This window comes from Methylorubrum sp. SL192, assembly GCF_026672325.1.
Classification (GTDB): Bacteria; Pseudomonadota; Alphaproteobacteria; order Rhizobiales; family Beijerinckiaceae; genus Methylobacterium; species Methylobacterium extorquens.
Genome location: NZ_JAPPQV010000003.1, coordinates 4,396,255 through 4,418,753 on the forward strand (window position 1 = coordinate 4,396,255; position 22,499 = coordinate 4,418,753).

At 67.9% G+C, this 22,499-nt stretch carries 20 protein-coding genes; 12 read left to right on the forward strand and 8 right to left on the reverse strand.

From position 1 onward, the window contains the following. Positions 1 to 39: 39 nt before the first annotated feature. On the forward strand, positions 40 to 1,194 hold the full coding sequence (gene recF, locus OVA30_RS21130; protein WP_268176744.1) for a DNA replication/repair protein RecF: 1,155 nt from the start codon (positions 40 to 42) through the stop codon (positions 1,192 to 1,194). A gap of 3 nt (positions 1,195 to 1,197) precedes the next feature. Here the strand turns inward: recF and OVA30_RS21135 are convergent, their stop codons facing one another. Both OVA30_RS21135 and OVA30_RS21140 read right to left on the reverse strand, forming a co-directional pair. Next, positions 1,198 to 1,602, reverse strand: a complete 405-nt coding sequence (locus OVA30_RS21135) for a type II toxin-antitoxin system VapC family toxin (protein ID WP_056115190.1) — start codon at positions 1,600 to 1,602, stop codon at positions 1,198 to 1,200. Next, positions 1,602 to 1,841, reverse strand: coding sequence for a type II toxin-antitoxin system VapB family antitoxin (locus tag OVA30_RS21140; protein WP_268176746.1), 240 nt, complete (start codon positions 1,839 to 1,841; stop codon positions 1,602 to 1,604). The genes OVA30_RS21135 and OVA30_RS21140 overlap by 1 nt, the downstream gene beginning before the upstream one ends. Positions 1,842 to 1,937: 96 nt before the next feature. Between OVA30_RS21140 and recQ the strand changes: the two genes are divergently transcribed. After that, the gene (recQ, locus tag OVA30_RS21145; protein WP_268176747.1) at positions 1,938 to 3,785 is read left to right on the forward strand and encodes a DNA helicase RecQ; all 1,848 of its coding nucleotides are present in this window, start codon (positions 1,938 to 1,940) and stop codon (positions 3,783 to 3,785) included. A 55-nt stretch (positions 3,786 to 3,840) separates the two neighbouring features. On the opposite strand, the gene OVA30_RS21150 is transcribed toward recQ, so the two are convergent. Continuing rightward, the gene (locus OVA30_RS21150) at positions 3,841 to 4,179 is read right to left on the reverse strand and encodes a hypothetical protein (protein WP_268176748.1); all 339 of its coding nucleotides are present in this window, start codon (positions 4,177 to 4,179) and stop codon (positions 3,841 to 3,843) included. 315 nt (positions 4,180 to 4,494) lie between these two features. On the opposite strand from OVA30_RS21150, the gene OVA30_RS21155 reads away from it, so the two are divergent. The 9 genes from OVA30_RS21155 to OVA30_RS21195 all read left to right on the forward strand — a co-directional run bounded on the left by OVA30_RS21155 (position 4,495) and on the right by OVA30_RS21195 (position 14,275). Beyond that, entirely contained in the window at positions 4,495 to 5,181 is a 687-nt protein-coding gene (locus OVA30_RS21155; RefSeq protein ID WP_003598308.1) for a hypothetical protein, read from the forward strand. A gap of 106 nt (positions 5,182 to 5,287) precedes the next feature. Then, positions 5,288 to 7,489, forward strand: a complete 2,202-nt coding sequence (gene recD2 / locus OVA30_RS21160) for an SF1B family DNA helicase RecD2 (protein ID WP_268176751.1) — start codon at positions 5,288 to 5,290, stop codon at positions 7,487 to 7,489. 143 nt (positions 7,490 to 7,632) lie between these two features. Next, positions 7,633 to 8,817 (forward strand): hydrolase, encoded by a 1,185-nt coding sequence (locus tag OVA30_RS21165; protein WP_268176752.1) that lies wholly within the window; start codon positions 7,633 to 7,635, stop codon positions 8,815 to 8,817. Positions 8,818 to 9,007: 190 nt separating this feature from the next. Continuing rightward, positions 9,008 to 11,233 carry a phosphoribosylformylglycinamidine synthase subunit PurL gene (gene purL, locus OVA30_RS21170; protein ID WP_268176753.1) on the forward strand — a complete coding sequence of 742 codons (2,226 nt, stop codon included), beginning with the start codon at positions 9,008 to 9,010 and terminating at the stop codon, positions 11,231 to 11,233. Positions 11,234 to 11,260: 27 nt separating this feature from the next. Next, positions 11,261 to 11,497, forward strand: a complete 237-nt coding sequence (locus tag OVA30_RS21175) for a BolA family protein (protein ID WP_003601036.1) — start codon at positions 11,261 to 11,263, stop codon at positions 11,495 to 11,497. 73 nt (positions 11,498 to 11,570) lie between these two features. Beyond that, a complete protein-coding gene (gene grxD / locus OVA30_RS21180) occupies positions 11,571 to 11,906 on the forward strand; it encodes a Grx4 family monothiol glutaredoxin (RefSeq protein ID WP_003601035.1) in 336 nt (111 codons plus the stop codon). Between the two features lie 72 nt (positions 11,907 to 11,978). After that, positions 11,979 to 12,881, forward strand: a complete 903-nt coding sequence (locus OVA30_RS21185) for an NAD(P)/FAD-dependent oxidoreductase (protein WP_268176754.1) — start codon at positions 11,979 to 11,981, stop codon at positions 12,879 to 12,881. 108 nt (positions 12,882 to 12,989) lie between these two features. Further along, the gene (locus tag OVA30_RS21190; RefSeq protein ID WP_268176756.1) at positions 12,990 to 13,874 is read left to right on the forward strand and encodes an SMP-30/gluconolactonase/LRE family protein; all 885 of its coding nucleotides are present in this window, start codon (positions 12,990 to 12,992) and stop codon (positions 13,872 to 13,874) included. Between the two features lie 185 nt (positions 13,875 to 14,059). Further along, entirely contained in the window at positions 14,060 to 14,275 is a 216-nt protein-coding gene (locus tag OVA30_RS21195; RefSeq protein WP_003601032.1) for a hypothetical protein, read from the forward strand. Positions 14,276 to 14,302: 27 nt separating this feature from the next. On the opposite strand, the gene OVA30_RS21200 is transcribed toward OVA30_RS21195, so the two are convergent. The 3 genes from OVA30_RS21200 to OVA30_RS21210 all read right to left on the reverse strand — a co-directional run bounded on the left by OVA30_RS21200 (position 14,303) and on the right by OVA30_RS21210 (position 19,068). Beyond that, the gene (locus OVA30_RS21200) at positions 14,303 to 15,139 is read right to left on the reverse strand and encodes a hypothetical protein (protein ID WP_268176757.1); all 837 of its coding nucleotides are present in this window, start codon (positions 15,137 to 15,139) and stop codon (positions 14,303 to 14,305) included. Between the two features lie 357 nt (positions 15,140 to 15,496). Next, positions 15,497 to 17,542, reverse strand: coding sequence for a hybrid sensor histidine kinase/response regulator (locus OVA30_RS21205; protein WP_056500332.1), 2,046 nt, complete (start codon positions 17,540 to 17,542; stop codon positions 15,497 to 15,499). Beyond that, positions 17,542 to 19,068, reverse strand: coding sequence for an ATPase domain-containing protein (locus OVA30_RS21210; protein ID WP_042508595.1), 1,527 nt, complete (start codon positions 19,066 to 19,068; stop codon positions 17,542 to 17,544). The genes OVA30_RS21205 and OVA30_RS21210 overlap by 1 nt, the downstream gene beginning before the upstream one ends. A gap of 385 nt (positions 19,069 to 19,453) precedes the next feature. Between OVA30_RS21210 and OVA30_RS21215 the strand changes: the two genes are divergently transcribed. Beyond that, positions 19,454 to 20,659 carry a DUF2252 family protein gene (locus tag OVA30_RS21215; protein WP_268176758.1) on the forward strand — a complete coding sequence of 402 codons (1,206 nt, stop codon included), beginning with the start codon at positions 19,454 to 19,456 and terminating at the stop codon, positions 20,657 to 20,659. A 30-nt stretch (positions 20,660 to 20,689) separates the two neighbouring features. On the opposite strand, the gene OVA30_RS21220 is transcribed toward OVA30_RS21215, so the two are convergent. Then, positions 20,690 to 21,688 (reverse strand): SDR family oxidoreductase, encoded by a 999-nt coding sequence (locus tag OVA30_RS21220; protein ID WP_268176759.1) that lies wholly within the window; start codon positions 21,686 to 21,688, stop codon positions 20,690 to 20,692. Between the two features lie 122 nt (positions 21,689 to 21,810). After that, on the reverse strand, positions 21,811 to 22,497 hold the full coding sequence (locus OVA30_RS21225) for a GntR family transcriptional regulator (protein WP_076644374.1): 687 nt from the start codon (positions 22,495 to 22,497) through the stop codon (positions 21,811 to 21,813). Positions 22,498 to 22,499: the final 2 nt, after the last annotated feature.

Sequence of the window (22,499 nt, forward strand, 5' to 3'; positions counted from 1 at the left end):
TCCGCTTCCGGCCGCGGCCGGATCGGATATATCGCTCACATGGACATACTGCCGGGAGGCCCCCGCCTCACCCGCCTGATCGCCCGCGACTTCCGCAACCACGTCGATCTCGATCTTGCCACCACCCGCCGCTTCGTGGCGCTGGTCGGCGAGAACGGGGCGGGCAAGACGAACATTCTCGAAGCGGTCTCGCTGTTCTGCCCCGGTCGCGGCCTGCGCCGGGCCGATCTCGCGACCATGGCGCGGGTCGGCGGACCGGGCGGATTCGCCGTGTCGGCGACGCTCGAAGCCTCGGAGGCCGAGCACCGGTTCGGGTCCGGCTACGAGCCGCCGGGCTATGACGGGCGCGGCACGCGGGTCTGCCGGATCGATGGCGCGAACGCCCCCTCCCCCGTCGCCTTCTCCGAATTCCTGCGGATCGTCTGGCTGACGCCGGACTTCGACGGGCTGTTCCGCGGCGCGGCCGGTGACCGGCGCCGCTTCCTCGACCGGCTCGTGCTCGCCGTCGATGCCGGCCACGGTGCCCGCGTCTCGGCGATGGAGCGGGCCCTGCGCTCGCGCAACCGCCTGCTCGACGAGCGGCTGGATGACGGCCGCTGGCTCGATGCGGTCGAGCGCGAGGTGGCCGAACTCGGCGTCGCCGTGGCGCTGGCCCGGCGTGAGACGGTGGAGCGCCTCGATCGGCTCATCGCCGAGACGCGGGACGATGCGGCGCCCTTCCCCTGGGCCTCGCTCCGGCTGGAGGGCGACCTCGACGATCTCGTCGCGGTCTGGCCCGCTTTGGAGGCGGAGGATCGCTTTCGCCGGGCATTGATGCAGGGCCGCCACCGCGACCGCGCCGCCGGCCGCACCCTGATTGGGCCGCAGACCACCGATCTCGTCGTGCGCCACGGCCCCAAGGACGTGCCTGCCGCCACCGCTTCGACCGGCGAGCAGAAGGCCCTGCTGATTGGCCTCGTGCTCGCCCATGCCCGCCTGGTGCGCGCGATGAGCGGGCTTGCGCCGCTCATCCTCCTCGACGAGGTCGCCGCGCATCTCGATCCGCGCCGCCGCGGCGGGCTGTTCGATGCGCTCGAAGCCTTGGAGGGACAGGTCTGGATGACGGGCGCCGACCCGGCCCTCTTCGCCGAGCTGGAAGGCCGGGCCGATCTGATTGGCGTCGCGGATGGCCGCCTTGTTCCGGCGGGGGCGTAAGGCTCAGCCCGTCGCGTTGGCGATGTCGGTCTGCGAGAAGTCGTTGCCGACGAAGAGAAGCGGAACGTTGCGCGTTCGGGCACAGGCATAGGCGAAGCAGTCGCCCATGTTCAATTGCGCCGGGTGGCCCTGGCCTTTGCCGAAACGGGCAAAAGCGGTGAGCGCTGCCTGCCCCTCTGCCTCCGCAATCGGCACGATGGTGATGCTGGCGGACCTCAGAAATTCATGAACCTGCATCTCCGATGCCTCGGCGGACTGAGCGCGCCTCCTCGTCACCGCCGCGACGGTTTCAAACACGGCCAGGGCGGAGGTGATCGGAGCGGCGGCGCCATCGAGACACTTGAGCAGCGGGCTGCGTTGCGGCTCGCCGATCAGGATCGCGACCATGGCGGAGGCGTCGACGAACATCACGGCTCTCCGTTCAACTCGTCGAAAAACGCCTTGTCAGCCGGCAGACCGGTATCGGGCACAGCATCAAGGCGGTTGAGAAGCGGGCGCAACCGCTCTTCCAGCGGGATGTGGCGCTCCTGCCGTTCCAACTCGTTGACCAGTGCGATACGCACCGCCTCGGTCTTGCTCACCCGAGCCTGCGATGCCAGCTTCTCGGCGAGGCGGTTTACCTCCTCGCTGCGGATGTTCAAGGGCATGGCAGCCTCACTGTGTAGACAGCCACACATTATCGCCTACACGCCTGCTCGGCAAGCCGAGTCGCGCTCCGTTCCTAGCCTTTGGCAAGAGACCCAATGACAGCTCGCCTCGACGAGGCCCGCGCCGCGCTGAAAAAAACCTTCGGCTACGACGATTTCCGTCCCGGCCAGGACGAGGTGATCGGCGCCGTGCTCGACGGCACGGACGTGTTCGCGGTGATGCCGACGGGCTCGGGCAAGTCGATGACCTATCAGTTGCCGGCCCTGGTCGATGCCGGGCTCACCGTCGTGGTCTCGCCGCTGATCGCGCTGATGCACGATCAGGTGCAGCAGATGCACGCCTTCGGCATCGAGGCGGCGACCCTCAACTCGACGATCGCGGAGACGGCATCACGGGAGACGTGGCGCAAGATCCGCTCCGGCGAGCTGCGGCTGCTGTTCGTCTCGCCGGAACGTCTGCTGATGGACGGCTGCATGGAGGCCCTGCGCGGGGCCGGCGTGCGGCGGCTCGCGGTGGACGAGGCGCATTGCGTCTCGCAATGGGGCCACGATTTCCGCCCCGAATACCGCGAGATCGCCCGCGCCCGCGAGGCGCTCGGCAACGTGCAGACCCTGGCGCTCACCGCCACCGCCGATGCCGCGACCCGTGCCGAGATCGCCGAGCGGCTGTTCCCGGCGGGACGGCCCCCGAGAACCTTCGTCCACTCCTTCGACCGGCCCAATATCCGGCTGACCTTCCAGCCCAAGGACAACCCGACCCGCCAGTTGGAGCGCTTCCTGCGCGACCGCCGCGCGGAGAGCGGCATCATCTACTGCTCCTCGCGCAAGCGGGTGGAGCAGCTCGCCGACACGCTCAAGGGGGACGGCTTCAACGCCCTGCCCTACCATGCCGGGCTCGATCAGGGCACGCGGGCGAGGAACCAGGACACCTTCCTGCAGGAGGACGGCGTGGTGATGACCGCCACGATCGCCTTCGGCATGGGCATCAACAAGCCGGATGTGCGCTACGTCTGCCACTCCGACATGCCGACCAACATCGAGGGCTACTATCAGGAGATCGGCCGCGCCGGCCGCGACGGGCTGCCCTCGGATACCCTGACCCTCTACGGCCTCGATGACATGGCGCTGCGACGCCGCCAGATCGACGAGAAGGAAATCTCGGAGGAGCGTCGCCGGGTCGAGCGGCGCAAGCTCGAGGCGATGATCGCCCTGTGCGAGGGCGCTGCCTGCCGCCGCCAGTCGCTGCTCGGCTATTTCGGCGAGGCGAGCGAGCGCTGCGGGCGCTGCGATCTCTGCCGCGGCGGCATCTCCCTCATCGACGGGACGGTGGCGGCCCAGAAGCTGCTCTCCGCCATCGTCCGCACCGGGCAGCGCTTCGGCGCGGCTTATGTCTGCGACGTGGTGCATGGCAAGGAGAGCGAATCCATCCGCCGTAACGGCCATGCCGCGCTCAAAACCTTCGGCGTCGGCAATGATAAGCCGGTGGCGGCGTGGCGCGCCCTGCTGCGCCAGCTCTTCGCAGCCGGAGCGGTGGCGGAGAACACCGACGGCTATGGCGGCCTCGTGATGACCGAGAAGGGCGAGGCCATCCTGTTCGGCCGCGAGACGATCGAGGTCAGGCCCGATCCTGAGCCGAAGAAGGCCGAGCCGAGGAGCCGCCGCGCCACGCCGCGCGACGACGAGGCGAATGCGCTGAGCGAGGCGGACGAGGCGCTGTTCCAGCACCTGCGGGGCCTTCGCGCCACCATCGCGCGGGCGGAAGGCATCGCCGCCTTCATGGTGTTCCCCGACCGCACCCTGATCGAGATGGCGCGCGCAAAACCCGTCGATCTCTGGGCGCTCCGAACCGTCCATGGCGTCGGCGAGCGCAAGCGCGAGGCCTATGGCGAGCGTTTCACCGACACGATCCGTGAATTCCTGGCCGACGCGAAGCGCGCCGGCTGACCGGGGGCAGCGCGATGGCGCGTTGCGCCCTTAGTTGCCCTCGTACAAGCAGGGATCAATCGTAGGTGAAGCCCTTGTCCTTCATGTAGACGTTGGACACGCCCTTGCACCAATCGAGCTTGAAATCGTCCGCGCCATAGTCACGCCATTTCACGCGGAACGGCACGACGCAGTCGCCATCGTTGCTATTCCAGTCCAGCGATGCCGACTGTCCGGGATTGATCGATCCGCCGATCCAATTCCGGCTCCAGCGTCCATTCTGGTACGTATAGAACCCGGCAATCGAATAGCCTTCCGCACGATTGTGTAGCTTGAAGGCATAGTCACTCGCCATCGCTAGGGAAGGTAAGGCAACTAGTCCGGCTAAAGCAATAGCGAAGATAGACTTAATCATTTTAGATCCAGTTTTTAGACTCGATCAAACGATAAAGTCATATTCGTATCGAGCCGTAAATTGATGAAACGACTGCGGATTGACGAAGCGTCCCAAAATTTGATTGGGCTCGGCGCAGCGGCGCTACACCTTCATTGAATGCCGTCTGATCGAATAGCATCGCGGTGTCGCGACCTCCCGCCGCAGGCCCCACGGTTTGCATCGGGAAAAGTTATCCACATATTATCCACAAAGAGAACATATCGCGAACATCCGCCGTCGCAGAGAGCGGCGTACTCCCACTCACGGGCCCTGTCCACAGTCTGGGGACGCACCATGAGAACAGCCGACAAGCAGATTGCCGACATCCTCGTGCGCTTTGGCGAGCCCTTCGCGGGCAACGTCTGGCGCGTGCAGGGCACCGCCGTGATCTACCACAAGACCCTGGAGCGGATCGCCGCTCACACGAAGATCCGCTTCGATCCGCCGACCTTGCTGCGCAGCGAGCGCGACGAGGCGGTGATCCTCGTCACCGGTCACATGCCCGGCGAGAAGGCCGGCGAGGAGCGGGTCGAGTGGTCGATCGGCGAGGCGCTGGTCAACGTGAACTATCGCGTCTCCGGCCGGCAGGCGGCCTATGTCTACGCCATGGCCGAGAAGCGGGCGAAGGACCGGGTGATCCTCAAGCTGATCGAGCTGCACGGCCTCGTCTATTCCGAGGAGGAGGCGGACGAGTTCCGCCAGAACCAGCCGATGGCGATCCGCGCGGTGGACGAGGATTTCGACGCGCCGCCGGCCTTCGACGAGGTGACCGAGCAGGAAGCCGACCTCAAGCGCCTGATCGACGAGGCTGAATCGATCAACGCGGTGACCGACCTGATGCTCGACGAGCGCACGCAGGGCATCCTCAACGCCATGCCGCATGGTACCCGCGAGGAGGTGCGCGACTACGCCAAGGCCCGCCTCCGGGCGCTCGGCTGGCCGCCGGCCAAGAAGGGCGGACGCGGCAGCCGCGCTGCGTAAGGGGATTCCGAACGGCGAGCCCTTCGGCGGGGGGCGGAGCATCCCAGGGCTCTGCCCTGGACCCGCGAAAGGACTTGTCCTTTCGGAACCATGACGGATCGAGCCGATGAACACCTCAGTCCGTCCCGGCGACCTCGATGGCGGTACGCCCCTCGACATGCTCGCCGGCTCGGTCGAGCGGGTGACGTTCCACAGCGTCGAGACCGGCTTCTGCGTCCTCAAGATCCATGCCCGCGGCCGGCGCGACCTCGTGCCGGTGGTAGGCCATGCCCCCGCCATCGCCGCGGGCGAGTGGCTGACGGCTTCCGGGCGATGGGTCACGGACCGTGAGCACGGCCTCCAGTTCCGCGCCGACACGCTCCAGGTGACACCGCCGACCGGGATCGAGGGCATCGAGCGCTACCTCGCCTCCGGGCAGATGCGCGGCATCGGCCCGATGATGGCCAAGCGCATTGTCGCCCGCTTCGGCGAGGCGGTATTCGAGATCATCGAGGCCGAGCCCGCTCGCCTCACCGAGGTCGAGGGGATCGGCCGCAAGCGCGCCGCGCGCATCGTCAAGGGCTGGGCCGAGCAGAAGGCCGTGCGGGAGATCATGATCTTCCTGCACGCCCACGGCGTCGGTACCGCGCGGGCGACCCGGATCTTCCGCACCTATGGCGGGGATTCCCTGAAGGTGATGGCCGAGGATCCCTATCGGCTCGCCCGCGACATCCGCGGCATCGGCTTCCGCACGGCGGACGCCATCGCCCTGCGCCTCGGCCTCGCCCGCGACGCGCCGCAGCGGCTCGCTGCCGGTGTCTCCTACGCCCTCCAGACGGCGATGGATGAGGGCCATTGCGGCCTGCCCGTCGAGCGGCTGGTACGCCTCGCCGCCGAGCTTCTCGACGTCGCGCCCGATCTCGTCCGGCTCGCCGCGGCACTCGTCCTGCGCGAGGGCCGCGAGGTCGTCGCGGATACGCTGCGCGGCGAGCCCTGCCTGTTCCTCAAGGGCCTGCACGGCGCCGAGCGCGTCATCGCGATGCGGCTGGCCGAGCGCGCCGCCGGCCCGCCACCCTGGGCCGCGATCGACTTCGCTCTGGCGAGGCCCTGGGTCGAGGCGAAGACCGGAAAGACGCTGTCCGCCTCGCAGGCCGAGGCGGTCGGGCTGGTGCTCCGCTCGAAGCTCTGCGTTCTCACCGGCGGGCCCGGCGTCGGCAAGACTAGCACCCTCGACGCGATCCTGCGCATCCTCACCGCCAAGGGCGTGCGCGTGCTGCTCGCCGCCCCCACCGGCCGCGCGGCCAAGCGCATGGCCGAGCAGACCGGGCTGGAAGCACGCACGCTCCATCGCGTGCTGGAGATCGACCCGCGCAACGGCGGCTTTCAGCGCAACGAGGAAAACCCGCTGGATTGCGATCTCCTCGTCATCGACGAGACTTCGATGGTCGACGTGCCGCTGATGCATGCCCTCCTCAAGGCGGTGCCGGAGCGAGCGGGCCTGATCCTCGTCGGCGATGTCGATCAGCTTCCCTCGGTCGGACCCGGACAGGTGCTGGCCGACGTGATTGCCTCCGGAACCGTGCCGGTGGCGCGCCTCACCGAGATTTTTCGCCAAGCGGCGCAGAGCCGGATCGTCGTCAACGCCCACAGCATCAACACCGGGCGGATGCCGGCCGCGCCTGCCAAGGGCGAGGACAGCGACTTCTACCTCGTCGAGATCGAGCACGCGGACGAGGGCGTGGAGACGCTGATCGAACTCGTTACCCGCCGCATCCCCCGCCGCTTCGGCCTCGATCCCATCCGCGACATCCAAGTGTTGACGCCGATGATCCGCGGCTCGCTCGGCAGCCGCAACCTCAACAACGCCCTTCAGCGCGTGTTGAATCCGTCGCCCTCGGCGGAGGTCGAACGCTTCGGCTGGCGCTTTGCGCCCGGCGACCGGGTGATGGAGACCCGCAACGACTACGACCGCGACGTGTTCAACGGCGACCTCGGTACGATCAGCGCCATCGACGCGGAGGACGAGGCGCTCGTGGTCGATTTCGACGGTCGCGCGGTGATCTACCCGTTCAACGAACTCGACACGTTGGTCCCGGCCTTCGCCACGACGATCCACAAGGCGCAAGGCTCGGAATATCCGGCTGTGGTGATCCCGGTGGTGACCCAGCATCGCACGATGCTCGCGCGCAACCTGCTCTATACCGGCGTCACCCGCGGGCGCCGCCTCGTTGTGCTGATCGGCCAGCGCCGGGCCCTTGCGATGGCGGTCCGCGAAGGGACCTCGCGGCGGCGTTGGACCAAGCTGCGGGAGTGGCTGGACGCGGCCTGAGGCCGGGCTGTCGGCGTTTTGCCCTCGCCCCGGCCCCGCCGCATCGTGTAGGCAGCGCATGAGGGGGCGCGTCGTCCGCACGCCCCGCTTTCAGTCGAGACAAACGGCGGTCCGCCATTCCTGAATCCGAAGACGCGCATCCGGTGCGGCAGGTGTTCTACCTGCCCGGCTTCGATCCCCGCGAACCCGAGACCTATTGGGGTCTGTTCCGCCGCGAGAGCCGCATCACGGCCGAACGGCGCGGCATGGCGATCGCGGTCGGCGACCCGGTGCGGGCCGCTGACGGCATCAGCCTCGATTGGGACGTGGACAGCCAGGTCGAGGGGGAAGCGACGCGGGTGCGCTACAGCCTCCTGCGCTGGGACGACATCGTCCGCGACCGGTTTCCCCGCTCCAACCTGCGCCGGCTCGTGAGCCTGCCGGGTCTGTGGTGTCGGCTGTGGCGCTCCGGTTACCTGCGGAAGTTCCAGCGCGAGGCGCGGCGCTTCTATCGGGTCATCGTCAGCGTCCACCAGTTCTATCTGGTCTTCGTTCTCGCGAGCCTCGCCCTCGCCGTTGCGGTGGTGACGCTGACACCGCTGGCCGCCCTGCCGACGCTCGCCGGCATCGCCCTCGTCCCGCTGCTCGCCTACGCGATCCTGGCCTTGGTGACTCATCTGACCCGGGGAAAGCCGCTCTACGTCACGCATCTCGTCGATGACACCGCCTTCACCCACGATCACGCCTCGGGGCGCGAAACGGCGATGCGCGAGCGCCTGAAGCCCTGGGCGGAGCGCATCCGCGCGGCGGAGGGGCGAGCCTCCGAGATCGTGGTGATCGGCCATTCCTCGTCGAGCTTCCTCGCCTTCGAGTGCCTCGACCGTATCCTGAAGGCCGATCCCGAATTCGGCCGTCGCGGCACGCCGGTGACGCTCGTGACCATCGGCAGCGTCATTCCCTGGCTCACCCTCGACCCGCTGGCCGAGGAGGCGCGGGGCTCCCTCGGCCGGATCGGTGGCGACACGGCGATCGGCTGGCTCGACATCCGAGCGAGCTGGGACTGGCTCTCGATTCACCTGCGCGACCCGGTCAGCGCCTCGGGCCTGCCCGCGCCGCCTCCCGGCCGCTTCGCGGTGATGCGGGTCGAGATCGAGGATCTGATCGAGCCGGCGCTCGTGGCGCGGCGGCGCTGGAACCTGTTTCGCATGCATTTCCAGCTCCTGATGTCGAGCCGCGAGCAGAAGGCCTTCGATTACGTCGCCTTCGTTGCCGGGCCGGAGCCCGTCCACGCGGCGGTGGAACGGTGCCGGACGCAGCGGCCTGTGACGGCCAGCGCCGAATTTACGTAGGGAAAAGGCGTAGACGGCTTGTGCGCAATCCGACCATGGCTGTGCGCGCCCTTTGCAGCCGGTCCTGATCCGCTCTAGAGCGATGCGCGAAGTCATTTTCGTCGCAGCAAGCCCGTTCGGCTTGCCATTGACCGGTTCCGGTTGAGGGATCGGATCGATCTGCGGCAACGGTTTGGGACAGGGCCTTCGGATGTTTCGCAACGATGTTCCGATCACACCCGAGCTGGTGCGCCAGCACGGCCTGACACCCGACGAGTACGAGCGCTTCCGCGCCCTCGTCGGCCGCGAGCCGACGCTGACCGAACTCGGCATCGTCTCGGCGATGTGGAACGAGCACTGCTCGTACAAGTCCTCGCGCAAGCACCTGCGCGGCCTGCCGACCTCCGGTCCGCACGTGATCCAGGGGCCGGGCGAGAATGCCGGCGTGATCGATATCGGCGATGGCCTCGCCTGCGTCTTCAAGATGGAGAGCCACAACCACCCGAGCTTCATCGAGCCCTACCAGGGCGCGGCGACCGGTGTCGGCGGCATCCTGCGCGACGTGTTCACCATGGGTGCGCGGCCGATCGCGGCGCTCAACGCGCTCCGCTTCGGCTCGCCCGACCATCCGCGCACCCGCCACCTCGTCTCGGGTGTCGTCGCGGGCGTGGGCGGCTACGGTAATTCCTTCGGCGTGCCGACGGTGGGCGGGCTCGTCGGCTTCCATCGGCGCTACGACGGCAACATCCTCGTCAACGCCATGGCGGTGGGCCTCGCCCGCACTGACGCGATCTTCTACGCGGCCGCCACGGGCGTCGGAAACCCGATCGTCTATCTCGGCTCGAAGACCGGCCGCGACGGCATCCACGGCGCCACCATGGCCTCGGCCGAGTTCGACGAGTCGAGCGAGTCGAAGCGCCCGACCGTGCAGGTCGGTGATCCCTTCGCCGAGAAGCTCCTGCTCGAAGCCTGCCTGGAACTGATGGCGTCCGGCGCCGTCATCGCGATTCAGGACATGGGCGCGGCCGGCCTCACGTGCTCGGCGGTCGAGATGGGCGCTAAGGGCGATCTCGGCGTGGAGCTGCATCTCGAAAAGGTGCCGACCCGCGAAGAGGGCATGACCCCCTACGAGATGATGCTTTCGGAGAGCCAGGAGCGGATGCTCATGGTGCTCAAGCCCGGCATGGAAGCCGAGGCGCAGGCCATCTTCGTGAAGTGGGGCCTCGACTTCGCGGTCATCGGCCACACCACCGATACGCTGCGCTTCGTGATCAAGCACAACGGCGAGACCGTCGCCGACCTGCCGATCAAGGAACTCGGCGACGAGGCGCCGCTCTACGACCGCCCGCACATCGCCAACACGCACCAGCCGGTGATCGCTGCGGCAAGCGTCGAGGCGAGCGTGCCGAATGCGGAGGCGCTCAAGCGTCTGGTCGGCTCGCCCGAACTCGCCTCGAAGCGCTGGGTCTACGAGCAGTACGACCACTTCATTCTCGGCAACACCGTGCAGAAGCCCGGCGGCGACGCCGCCATCGTCCGAGTCGAGGACGGACCGAAGGGTCTGGCGATCTCCACCGATGTGACGCCGCGCTACTGCGAAGCCGATCCGGTCGAGGGCGGACGCCAAGCGGTTGCGGAAGCGTGGCGCAACATCACGGCCGTCGGCGCGCGCCCGCTCGCGATCACCGACAACCTCAACTTCGGAAACCCGGAGAAGCCCGAGGTGATGGGCCAGCTCGTCGGCTGCCTGAAGGGCATCGGCGAAGCCTGTCTCGCCCTCGACTTCCCTGTCGTGTCCGGCAACGTCTCGCTCTACAACGAGACCAACGGAGTCGGCATCCTTCCGACCCCGACCATCGGCGGCGTCGGCGTCATCGATGATGTCGAGTGCCATGCCACGGTCGCGCTCAAGCGCGAGGGCGATGTGCTGGTGCTGATCGGGCGCACCGAGGGCTGGCTTGGCCAGTCGCTTTACCTCTCCGAGATCGCCGGCCGCGAGGAGGGCGCACCGCCGCCGGTCGATCTGGCGATCGAGCGACGCAACGGCGACTTCGTGCGCAGCCTCATCGTCTCCGGCATCGCCGACACGGTGCACGACCTCTCCGACGGCGGCCTCGCCGTGGCTCTGGCCGAGATGGCGATGGCCGGCGGGATTGGCGCGGCCCTGCCGGCGGCGCCGGAAGGCGTGCCGGTTCATGCCTACCTGTTCGGCGAGGATCAGGGCCGCTACCTGATCGCCGTGCCGGCGGAGCAGGCCGCCGACCTTCTCTACAGCGCCTCGGCGCAGGCCATCGACGCCTCGACCGTCGGCATCGTCACGGGCGACAGCTTGGTGCTGCCGGGCGAAGAGACCATATCCGTGGCCGAGCTGAAGGCCGCGCATGAAGGCTGGTTCCCCGCCTACATGGCGAGCCAGCCGGCCGCACCTGCGGCGTAACGAGACGAAAGCGAGCGGAGAGCCCCCATGCCGATGGATGCGCGCGAGATCGAGTCGATGATCCGCGAGGCGCTGCCCGACGCGCACGTCGAGATCAAGGATCTGGCGGGCGACGGCGACCACTACGCGGCGACCGTCATCTCCGCCGCCTTCAAGGGCAAGACCCGCGTCGCCCAGCATCAGATGGTCTACGGCGCGCTCCAGGGACGGATGGGGGGCGTGCTCCACGCTCTTGCGCTGACCACGGGTGTCCCGCAGGATTGAGCCGACCTTGAAATTAGACGGTCAGGTCTGATCTGACACCCGACCGAGACGAAGCGACAACGAGGACCGTGCGATGACCGACGTCAACTCCACCATCAAGAACGAGATCGATTCGCAGGACGTGGTCGTGTTCATGAAGGGCACGCCGCAATTCCCGATGTGCGGCTTCTCGGGTCAGGTCGTCCAGATCCTCAACTACCTCGGCGTCCCGTTCAAGGGCGTGAACGTCCTCGACGACATGGCGGTGCGCGAGGGCATCAAGGCCTTCTCGAACTGGCCGACGATTCCGCAGATTTACGTGAAGGGCGAATTCGTCGGCGGCTGCGATATCGCCCGCGAGATGTTCCAGTCGGGTGAGCTGCAGCAGTTCCTGTCCGAGAAGGGCGTGCCGGTGAAGAGCGCCGCCTAAGCGGCGGCACTTTCGCGAAACTCTTTCGCGATCACGAGGCTTGATCCCCGGCGGGTTCGCCGGGAGATCAGCATGCACGACGTCATCATCGTGGGCGGCGGCCCTGCCGGGCTCAACGCCGCCCTGATCCTCGGCCGGGCCCGTCGCACGGTTCTGCTCTGCGATGCGAGCCAGCCCCGCAACGCCGCGACGCCCCTCACCTGGGGGCTGTTTACCCGCGACGGCACCCCGCCCTTCGATCTGCGCGCAAAGGGCCGGGCCGACCTCGACCGCTACGAGACCGTCGAGTGCCGCGACGTCGCGGTAACGGAAGCTGCGCGTGACGCCGACGGCTTTACCATCATCCAGGCCGACGGCATCGTTGAGCGGGCGCGCCGTCTGATCCTGGCGACGGGCCTGGCGCAGGACATCCCCGAGATCGAGGGCTTCGAGACCTACTGGGGCACGGGTGTGCATTCCTGCCCCTATTGCGACGGCTTCGAGGTTCGCGACCGCCCGCTCGTCGTCTACGGCCGCGGGCATGGTGGCTGCGGGCTGGCGCTGGAACTGACCGGCTGGAGCCAGGACGTCACCCTCTGCACGAGCGGTCACGATCGCGATCTGTCCGACAAGGACCGTGATCGGCTCGCCCGCAACGGCGTGCGGGTGATCGAGGCGGAGATCGAACGGCTGGAAGGGGACGGATCGCGGCCCACTTGCCTCCGCTTCCGCGACGGAAGCCAGACCGCCTGCACGGCGCTCTTCCTGATGCCGTTCGCCTGCAGCCCCTCCCCGCTCATCACCCAACTCGGCTGCGAACTCGACGAGACCCGCAGCGTGGTTCCGACCCGCGAATACGAGAAGACCAACGTGCCCGGTCTCTACGTGGCGGGTGACGCGTCGCGCCGCGTGCAATTCGCCGTCGTGGCCGCCGCGGAGGGCGCGATGGCCGCCTTCGCCATCAATGCCGAGTTCGTCGCGGAAGCGACCCGTTAGAACCGCAGGTTTCGAGCCGGCCCCATCCGATGAGGGAAAAAGCGCGGGCGGGGCGCGTTGATCGAGGCGGGATTCGAAGATCCCGCCCTTCAGCGTGCCGGAGCCTCGATGACCCCACCCGTCCATCCCCACACGCCGCGCGTTGCGGTCGCCTGCGGCTGCACCCTCGGTGAGGAGGTCGTCTGGGATGCCCGTGACGGGTCGTTGCTATGGGTCGATATCGAGAACCCGGCGATCTGGCGGCACTGGCCTACTACGGGCGAGACCGTGCGGCTCCCGCTCGACGAGAAGATCGGTTTCGCCGTTCTGACGCCCGATCCGGACCGCGTCGTCGCGGGGTTCAAGTCCGGTGTCGCTGCCTTGCGGCTCTCGGACGGATCACGGACGCCGCTCGTTCGTCCGGACAACTATCCCGCGGGCAATCGGCTCAACAGCGGTAATGCCGGGCCCGATGGCTGGCTCTATTTCGGCAGCATGGACGACGCGGAGGAAGCGGAGACCGGTGGCTTCCACCGCTGGGACGGTTCGCGGGTCGAGACATTCGGCAGCCGTGCCGCCGTGACCAACGGTCCGGTCGTCAGCCCGGACGGACGGCGCGTCTACACGATCGATACGGCGAACGGCCTCGTGCAGGTTCACGCGCTCGAGGACGGGCGCATCGGCGAAGCGCGACCGTTGATCCGTTTCGAAGAGGGCTGGGGCAAGCCGGACGGCCTGACGCTCGATGCCGAGGATCACCTCTGGATCTGCCATTACGGCGCGGGTCGCATCACCCGTTTCGACCCGGACGGCCGCGTCGCGTACGTCGTGCCGATGCCGACACCGCTCGTCACGAAATGCGCGTTCGGCGGTGACGACCTCTCGACGCTCTACGTCACGACCTGTCTTCGCGGCCGCGATCCGACGCTCGAGCCGATGGCGGGGCACCTCTACAAAGTCGAAACGGGCTTTCGTGGCTTCCCGGCTAATCTTTTGGCGCTGCCGCAAACCTGAGTTGTACGACTATTGTCAGTCTGGTGTGCGGCTTCGCACCGCCGTAAGGTCTGCTGCGGCGCAAATATGAAGACGCAGTGAAGATTGAAGAACTGGCGGAACTTATCCCCGTTTTGTTGGTTCTTCACGCACGGTCGAGCTTTTGCTCGTAAGCCGCATGCCCTCACCGAGGGTTGGAACAGGTCATGCCAGTCTTCGACGGGAAGTATCTGACCGAGCATGGCGAAAGCGAAGCGCTTCTCGCCATGATTCTCCGCCCGACGCCGAAGGCTCGGGAGGAGGCGCTTGAGCGCGGTCGGATGCGCCTTGAGCGGGCGACCATGCTGGCCGAGTTGGCACCCGCCGTGCCGGGCACGACGCTCGCTGCCGTCAAGCGCGCCGATATCCTACCGGTGGACTGACAGAACGGTCACACTGCCGAATCGGCGCTACCACGCTTGGGGCGTGATGATGCCCTGACGGGTGACCACGACCCACTGTCGACCCCGGCGCTCGATTGCCTCGACCCGGCCGATACCCGGCACCGCGTCGCCCCGTCCGACTTCGACGAGCCGGCGGCGACGATCCTCAAGCACCGCGACGCCGTCATAGACGTCGCGCAGCGCCCAGCCTTCGAGGGTGTCGGATTTCGGCTTGTCCGGCAGACTTCCGGTCTGTGTCGGCTCCGCCGCGCGCGCCTCGGGCTTCGCCTCGGATTTTGCGGGAGCGGCGGCGGCAACCGGTTGCAGCTTCTTCTCCCATTGCGCGATCGCGCTCGTCATGCGCTCAGTCTGATCACGCTCGACGCGGGCCACCGTTTCGGACAGGTTCGCCAGTCGCTTATCCAGCGTTTGCTCGGTACGGCTGAGCCGATCCGTCAGGGTGTGGCCGAGCGCTTTGGTCTCACCGCGTGCTGCTTCGCTCGCGTCACGCAGGGCGGTCACCGTACGGGCGAGCCGGTCGATCTCCTGTGCGAACCTGGCCGCTTCCGAGCGCCCGGCCGACAATTCGGCCTGGACCTGCGCAAGCGCCGCGCCGGATCGCTCTTGAGGGGCTGCCACCAAGCCGAGGCACACGCCACCAACCAAGGCGGCCACGCTCGCTGCGGCAAGCCGACCGTTGGCTCCGAGGTGGAACGCCTTCCGCGTCGGCGCGGCTGCGGGCGGCGTCGCCTTTGCCGCGGCTTTCGGGCCACCGGCGACGGCCTGCTTCAGCATCTCGACGGGCGAGGGCTGCGCGATCGGCTGACCGGTTGCGCCTTTGCGAGGTTCGATCGTCTCCGGCATGGCATAGGCTTTCCAACGACGCGGTCGGCAGACCTCGACCGGTGATCCATAAGGACGCTGGCCCAAAACGATCGGCGTCGTCGAGACTTCGCCGCGCGCCCGGCATGCTTCCCCGAGAAGCGCACCGCTGGACACGAGACGGGGCGGAAACAATCGCCCGAACCACATCCAGTCGGCCATTCAAGAATTCTGTTAAGGATGTTTGTTTACCGAAAGGTTACCGGCGCGGATTCGCTCAAGTCTTGGAGCCTGACGCAATCCTGGATTTCCGACCTCGTTCGACTGTCGAAAACTTGAGGGCGCTGGCGGGCCCGTCCTGCTTGGCGCTGATAGGTCCGGGCGACGAACCCGGAACCGTCAGGCCCTTTCGCCGCCGAGCACGAGGCGGAGCGACCGGGCGAGTTCGTCGCGCCGGTAGGGCTTGTTGAGCACCGGAAGCTCGCCCTGGCCGATCACCTGCCCCTCATCGAGATTTGCCACATAGCCCGAGGTCAGCAGGATCTTGATGTCCGGGCGCACCCGCCGCGCCTCGACGGCGAGTTGCGAGCCATTCATGCCGCCGGGCATGACGACGTCCGAGAACAGGATGTCGATCCGCTCGACGCCGTGCAGATGCTCCAGCGCCTCGGCCGCATTGCGGGTGACGATAACTCGATAACGAAGCTCTTCCAGGCTTTCGACGGCCATGCCGAGCACCTGCTCGTCGTCCTCGACCAGCAGCACCGTCTCGCCCTCCCCGGCTCGGCGCAGCGGGATGGCGCCGACCGGTCCGGGCCCGATCTCTTCGCCGGCCGGGTCGGTCGAGCGCGGGAAGTACAGGCTGACCGTCGTGCCTTTGCCGACCTCCGATTCGATCTGTGCGAACCCCTTGGCGCTACGGGTGAAGCCGTAGACTTGGCTGAGCCCGAGGCCGGTGCCCTTGCCGACCTCCTTGGTGGTGAAGAACGGCTCGAAGACGCGCTGAAGCTTGTCGGGCGGGATGCCGCTTCCGGTATCCGTGACCGAGATGACGACGTAAGGGCCCGGCGGAACGCCCCGGTCCGCGACCGCCGCCGTACCGAGCCGGACGTTGCGGCTCGTGACCGCGATGCGGGCGTGGCCCCCCCTGCCCTCCAGGGCGTCGCGCGCATTCACGATCAGGTTCAGCACGGCCGACTCGAACTGGGCGGGATCGATGCGGATCGGGTCGAGGGCCGGGTCGAGATCGAAGGCCAGCTCGACGGCACCGGTCGCCGCGCGCTCGGCGAGCGGCCGGAAGTCCAGCAGCAGCCGGTTCGGATTGAGCGTCTGCGGCCGCAGCATCTGGCGGCGCGAGAAGGCGAGGAGCTGCTGCGTGAGCTGCTCGCCGCGCCGCGCCGCACCCATGGCCGCTTCGGCCAGCCGCTTCACGCGGTCGGGTTGGTCGGGGCGGCGCAACATCATGTCGAGGCCGCCGACGATGACGGTGAGCAGGTTGTTGAAATCGTGCGCCACACCGCCCGTGAGCTGGCCGATCGCCTCCATCTTCTGGGCTTGGCGCAGCGCCTCCTCCGTGACGTGCTGATCCGTGCGGTCCATCAAGATGCCGGCGATCCGCTCCGGCCTATCGGCCTCGCCGGATTTGACCCGCCCCCGCATCGCAATCCAGCGCACCGCTCCGTCCGCGCGCCGGATGCGGCATTCGAGATCGAGTCGGCCCGTCTTAGGGACGTTCGCGAACGCGTCCTCGGCCGTCTCGCGGTCTTCGTCGACGACATGGGCCAGGAACGTCTCACGGTCCCAGGACTGTCCTGTGCCCGCGTAGCCGAAGACGGCATCGAAGCGGGGCGAGCGGCGATGGGTTCCGGCGACGTAGTCGATGTCCCACGAACTCATGCCGGCCGCATCGAGGGCGAAGGCGAGGGTCTCGTGGGCGGTCTCGACCTCCCGCGTCCGCTCGGCGACACGCCGCTCCAACTCCTCGTTCGCCAGCCGGAGTTGCTCCTGCGCACGCTCCCGTTCCAGCAGATGTTGCCGGGCCTGGTATTGGCGGCGGCGCGCACGCAGGGACGAGACGACGGCGCTGGTCAGCGTCTCGGCGTTGATCGGGCGTTCCAGCAGAACCACGTTGCCGAGCCGCCGCAGCAGTTCCGCCGCACTCTGGGTGCGGCGGCCGGCTTGGCGCGTCGCCAGCACGATGAAGGGGAAGTCCGACCAGGGCTGTTGCGCATCGAGCCAAGCGAACACGTCCGCCGTGTCGCCGTCGGCCAGAGCTTCCTCGGTCACAAGAGCGGTTCCGGCCCCCTCGCGCAGCCCCGTCAACCACGCGGCGACGTTCGCGCAGACCGTGGCGTGAATGCCCGAGCGGTCCAGCACCCCCTCGATCACCGCGGCATCGCGCCCCCGTGGTGTCAGGATCAGGACGCGCTCCTCGGTGGACGACATCAAGCGCCGTCCCCGGTCTCACGCGGCCCCTTCAGCATCTCGACTCGCCCGCGATAGGCCGGCAGACCGGTGAGCACGCCCTCGAAATCGCTCAACGCCTCGCCGACCCGAAGCCCGTCGGTCGAGAGCCTCAACTCACGGATCGTCCGCTCGTGCGGATTGACGCGGCTCTTCACCACCGACAGCGCCGTGCGGATCTCGCCGCTCGCTTCGAAGAACCGGAACAGCAGGATGCAGTCGCTGAGGTAGCTCAGGTCGATGTCGGTCCGAACCTCGCCGATCACACCGTGCTGCCCGAGCACGAGGAGCGTGGTGACACCCTTCTGGTTCAGATAGCTCAGGAGTTCGTGCATCTGCAGGATGAGGTGCTCTTCACCCGGCATCGCGTGCAGGTAAGCGTTCAAGCTATCGACGGCGACGAAGGTGGAGCCGCGCTCCTCGACGGCCTGTCGGACGATCGCGGCGAACTCTCCCGGCGAGAGCTCCGCCGGGTCGATCTGCATGATGGTCAGCCGCCCGGTCCCGAGATGCGGCCGCAGATCCATGCCGAGCAGGGTGGCCCGGGCGATCATCGTCGCGAGCCCTTCGTCGAACAGGTAGTAGGTCGCCGTCTCGCCCCGTTCGAGCGCGGCCAGCATGCAGCGCAATCCGGTCGTGGTCTTGCCCACACCGGAGGGGCCAAGCAGGAGCGTGTTGGTGCCGGGCACGAGGCCGCCGCCCAGCAGCAGGTCCAGTTCATCCGAGCCCGTCGATTGCGCCGTCGGATCGAAGGTCGCGCGATGCTCGGCCGCAATGAGACGTGGGAAGACCTGGACGCCGCCGGTCTCCAGCACGAAGTCGTGGTAGCCGCCCCGGAACTTGATGCCGCGCATCTTCACGATCCGCAGGCGTCGGCGCTCGGAGCCGAACTCGCGCGGATTCTGGTCGAGGGAGATTACCCCGTGCGCGATACTGTGGAGCTGGAGGTCGCCCGCCTCCGAGGTGCGGTCATCGAGCATCAGCACGGTGCAGGCGCGCTTGGCGAAGAACTGCTTCAGCGCGAGGATCTGGCGCCGGTAGCGCAGCGGGTTCTGGGCCAGCAGGCGCAGTTCCGAGAGGCTGTCGAACACCACGCGTTCGGGCTTAAGACTCTCGACCCGCGCCATGACCTCCCTGACCGTCTCGCCGAGTTCGATCTCGGACGGGTGCAGGATCGATTGCTCGCTGTCGGGGTCGAGCCCCATCTCGTTGACGAGCTCGTAGAGTTCGATGCCGTCGAGCGACCAGCCGTGGCTCAGGGCCGCGGCGCGCAGCTCGTCCGCCGTTTCCGACAGCGTCACGTAGAGGCTGCGCCCCTTCCGGGCCGCGCCTTCGAGCAGGAATTGCAGTGCGAGTGTCGTCTTTCCGGTGCCGGGCGTCCCTTCCAGAAGGTAGAGCCGATCCGGCGTCAGGCCGCCGCAGAGAACCTCGTCCAAGCCCGATATGCCGGTCGAGATCCTGGTCTCGGAACCGGATCGGGTGCTTGTCGTGCTCATCGCCTCGTTCATCGGCTCGGACGCCGCTCCTGTACTGTTATGGCCCATCTCGCATGGGCGCCCACCGAGCGCCCCACAAACCTGCGTCAGCGCCGGGGATAACGCACGGGCGGCGCGTTCCGATCACTTCCTTAGCGTGTCGGGCGCTACTCTTCCAACGACCCCTGTCGCAGCCATTCAAACCCGTTTGTCCGTCGGCGTCTCCCTCTCGAATGCTATCGAAATTGCTTTTCCAGAGCTTCGACCGGTTCGCCCATGCTCGGCTCGGCGTGCTGGCACGTTTTAGGTGCGACGGTAATCCACAGCGGAGACGATGAGCCGCGCTCCGCTCACCGCCGTGAGCGCGTTGACGCTGAAAGCGGGCGCTGAGCGCCGAACGATCGAATGAAGGTGATTGATGCTCGTGAACGGAGCCTATGGTCCTGAGGAACGTGCTTTGGTGCTGGAGCGGCAACGCACCCTCAAAATGGCCCAATCGGCCCACGCGTATGTCCGGGGCAATACCCTGAAGTTCTACGAGTGGCTCGAGGGTCTCACCCGCGGCACCCTGCCGGAGGGACCGCCGGTCTGGATCTGCGGTGATTGCCATCTCGGAAATCTCGGGCCCCTGGCCGATGCCGACGGCCGCGTCGACATCCAGATCCGCGATCTCGACCAGACCGTCATCGGCAACCCGACGCATGACCTCGTGCGCCTCGGGCTGTCGCTCGCCAGCGCCGCACGCGGCTCCGACCTCCCCGGTGTGGTGACGGCGCGAATGCTGGAACAGATGCTTCTGGGCTACGCCGCGGGGCTGGGACAGAACGAGACGAACCGGGAGCCCTCCGAACCGGACGCGGTGCGCTCGGTCCGCCGCCGGGCCCTCGGGCGTCACTGGAAGCACCTCGCGCGGGAGCGCCTGAAGGGCGTGGAGCCGGCGATTCCGCTCGGGCGCAAGTTCTGGAAGCTCGACACGGAGGAGCGGAAGGCCCTCGATGGGGTCTTTCAGGAAGACGCGGTGCGCCACCTCGTGCTGGCCCTGAATGGGCGCAGCGACGAGGCCGAGATCCGCCTGATCGACGCAGCCTACTGGATGAAGGGATGCAGCTCGCTCGGCTTCCTGCGCTACGCCGCGCTCGTCGGCATCACCGAGCCTGGGAACAAGCGCCGGCTCGCGCTGGTGGACTTGAAGGAGGCGGTCGCGCCGGCCGCGCCGACCGCTCCCGGTGTGGCGATGCCCTCCGAGCCGGCGGAGCGGGTGGTGGCCGGCGCGCGGGCCCTGTCGCCGAATCTGGGCGAACGCATGCTGCCGGTTCGGCTGCTGGGCAAGTCGGCCGTGATGCGCGAACTCGCGCCGCAGGATCTGAAGCTCGACGTCGATCAGTTCGGCCGCGAGGAGGCGGTCCGCGCCGCGCATTACCTCGCCCATGTCGTCGGAAAGGCGCATGGCCGGCAGATGGACGCCGAGACCCGCGCGGCCTGGCGGACCGAGATCACGCGCGGCGGTGGCGTGGACGAGGGGGCGCCCTCCTGGCTCTGGTCCAGCGTGGTCGAACTCGCCGGACGCCACGAGGTCGGATACCTGCAGCATTGCCGCCGCTACGCCGGCCAGGAGGCGGCCTGACGCCGGGACGGGGCGTCCCGGCGCCCGATCTCAGGGTCGGCGCCGGGCGCTCTTTCCTCCCAGCACCAGCGCTGCTGTTGCCGCCAAGCCTGCAGCGAGCCCGGCTGTCGCGAGCGGGTGCAGGGTCGCACGGGTATAGGCGCTGCGGCGCATGACGTAGATCGGCGGATCGCCCCGTTCACGGCCGGCCCCCTGCGGCGCGTGCAGCGCCCCCTTCGGGTTCCTCGGCGGTTCGGTCCGCTTCTGCTGGGCGATGATGGCCGATGCGAGCTCGTCATAGGCCCCCGGCGCGAACTCCTTGCCCATGACGAAGAGCTTGCCGCCGCCGCCGACGAAGATGTCCCGCTGCGGATGGACCGCGGCGTGCAGGATCGCGTTGGCGACCTCCTTCGGGGGATAGATCGGCGGCGGCAGCGTCGGCTCGCGATCCATGTAGTTGCGGGCTCGGTTCGGCAGCGGCGTGTCGATGGAGGCGGGCTTCACCAGCGTCACCGAAACCGGCGCACCCTCGGCGATCAGCTCCATGCGGAGCGTGTCGGTGAAGCCCTTCACCGCGTGTTTCGACGTGGCGTAGAGGCCCTGGAACGGGAAGGCGAGGTCGGAGGCGATGCTACCGACATTGACGATGGCGCCGCCGCGGCCGCGCAGATGCTCGGCGGCGATCAGCGAGCCGTACACCGTCCCCCACAGGTTGGTTTGAATCAGCCGCTCGTGGTCCTCGAGGGCGATCTTGCGAAGCGGCCCGTAGACGGTGAGACCGGCCACGTTGACCCAGGTGTCGAAGCCACCGAACGTGGCGACCGCATGGTCGGCGATGGCCTGAACCTCCTCCCGCCGGCCGACATCGGCGACCACGTAAGTGGCGCGTGTCCCAAACTCCGCGGCGATGTCCGCCAGCACATCCTCGCTGCGGGCGGCGAGCACGACGCGGGCGCCGCGCCGCGCGGCCATGCGCGCCGTCGCGAGCCCGATGCCGCTGGACGCGCCGGTGATCACGATGACCTGTTCGTTCAGCGGCTTGTGACCCATTCCGATTGTCTCCCATCCTGTCGCTTCGATGCGGCAGCCATGGGGGTACGCGCGACGGGACGAACTGTTTCGGCCCGCGCGCAAACCGCGCAGGCTTAAGGCGTCGGGAAACGTCCCGGCGCTCAATCGCTCGCGTGGTCGGCCACGTAGCGGCCGAGTGCGCTCGCCGCATTGAGCATGTGGGCCCGCATCCGCCGCGCCGCGGCATCGCCGTCGCCTTCGGCAATGGCTTGAAGGATCTCGCCGTGCTCGGCGCGGGATCGCAGGATGCGCTCGCCCTGGCGCAGTTGTGTCCGGCGGAAAGCCGACAGGCGCGAGCGGATCGCGAGCGCCTGCTCGGCCATGAAGCCGTTATGGGTCCCGCGGTATAGGGCTTCGTGGAAGGCGCGGTTAAGGGCGTCGTAGGTGTCGTAGTCCTGTGCCGTCACCGGCTCGGCCGATTGCTCGTGCAGGTCCATCAGCGCGCTGAGTTCGAGCGGCGTCATCCGGTAGGTGGCGAGCCGCACGCACAGGGCCTCGAACTCGGCCGTTGTCTCGAACATCTCCATGATCCGCTCTGGCGTCATGCGGGTCACGACGACGCCGCGCCGGGGGCGCATCTCGACCAGACCGCTGGAGGCGAGCTGGCGCAGGGCTTCGCGGACGGGGGTGCGCGAGGCGCCGAAGCGGTCGGCGAGATCCTGCTCGTCCAGCGCGATGCCCGCCGCGAGGACACCGGAGGCGATCTCGTCCGTCAGGGCATTGCGGATCTGGTCGGAGAGGAGGCCGCGTCCCTCGGCCATGCCGTCCATCGCGCCACCCTCTCCCATCC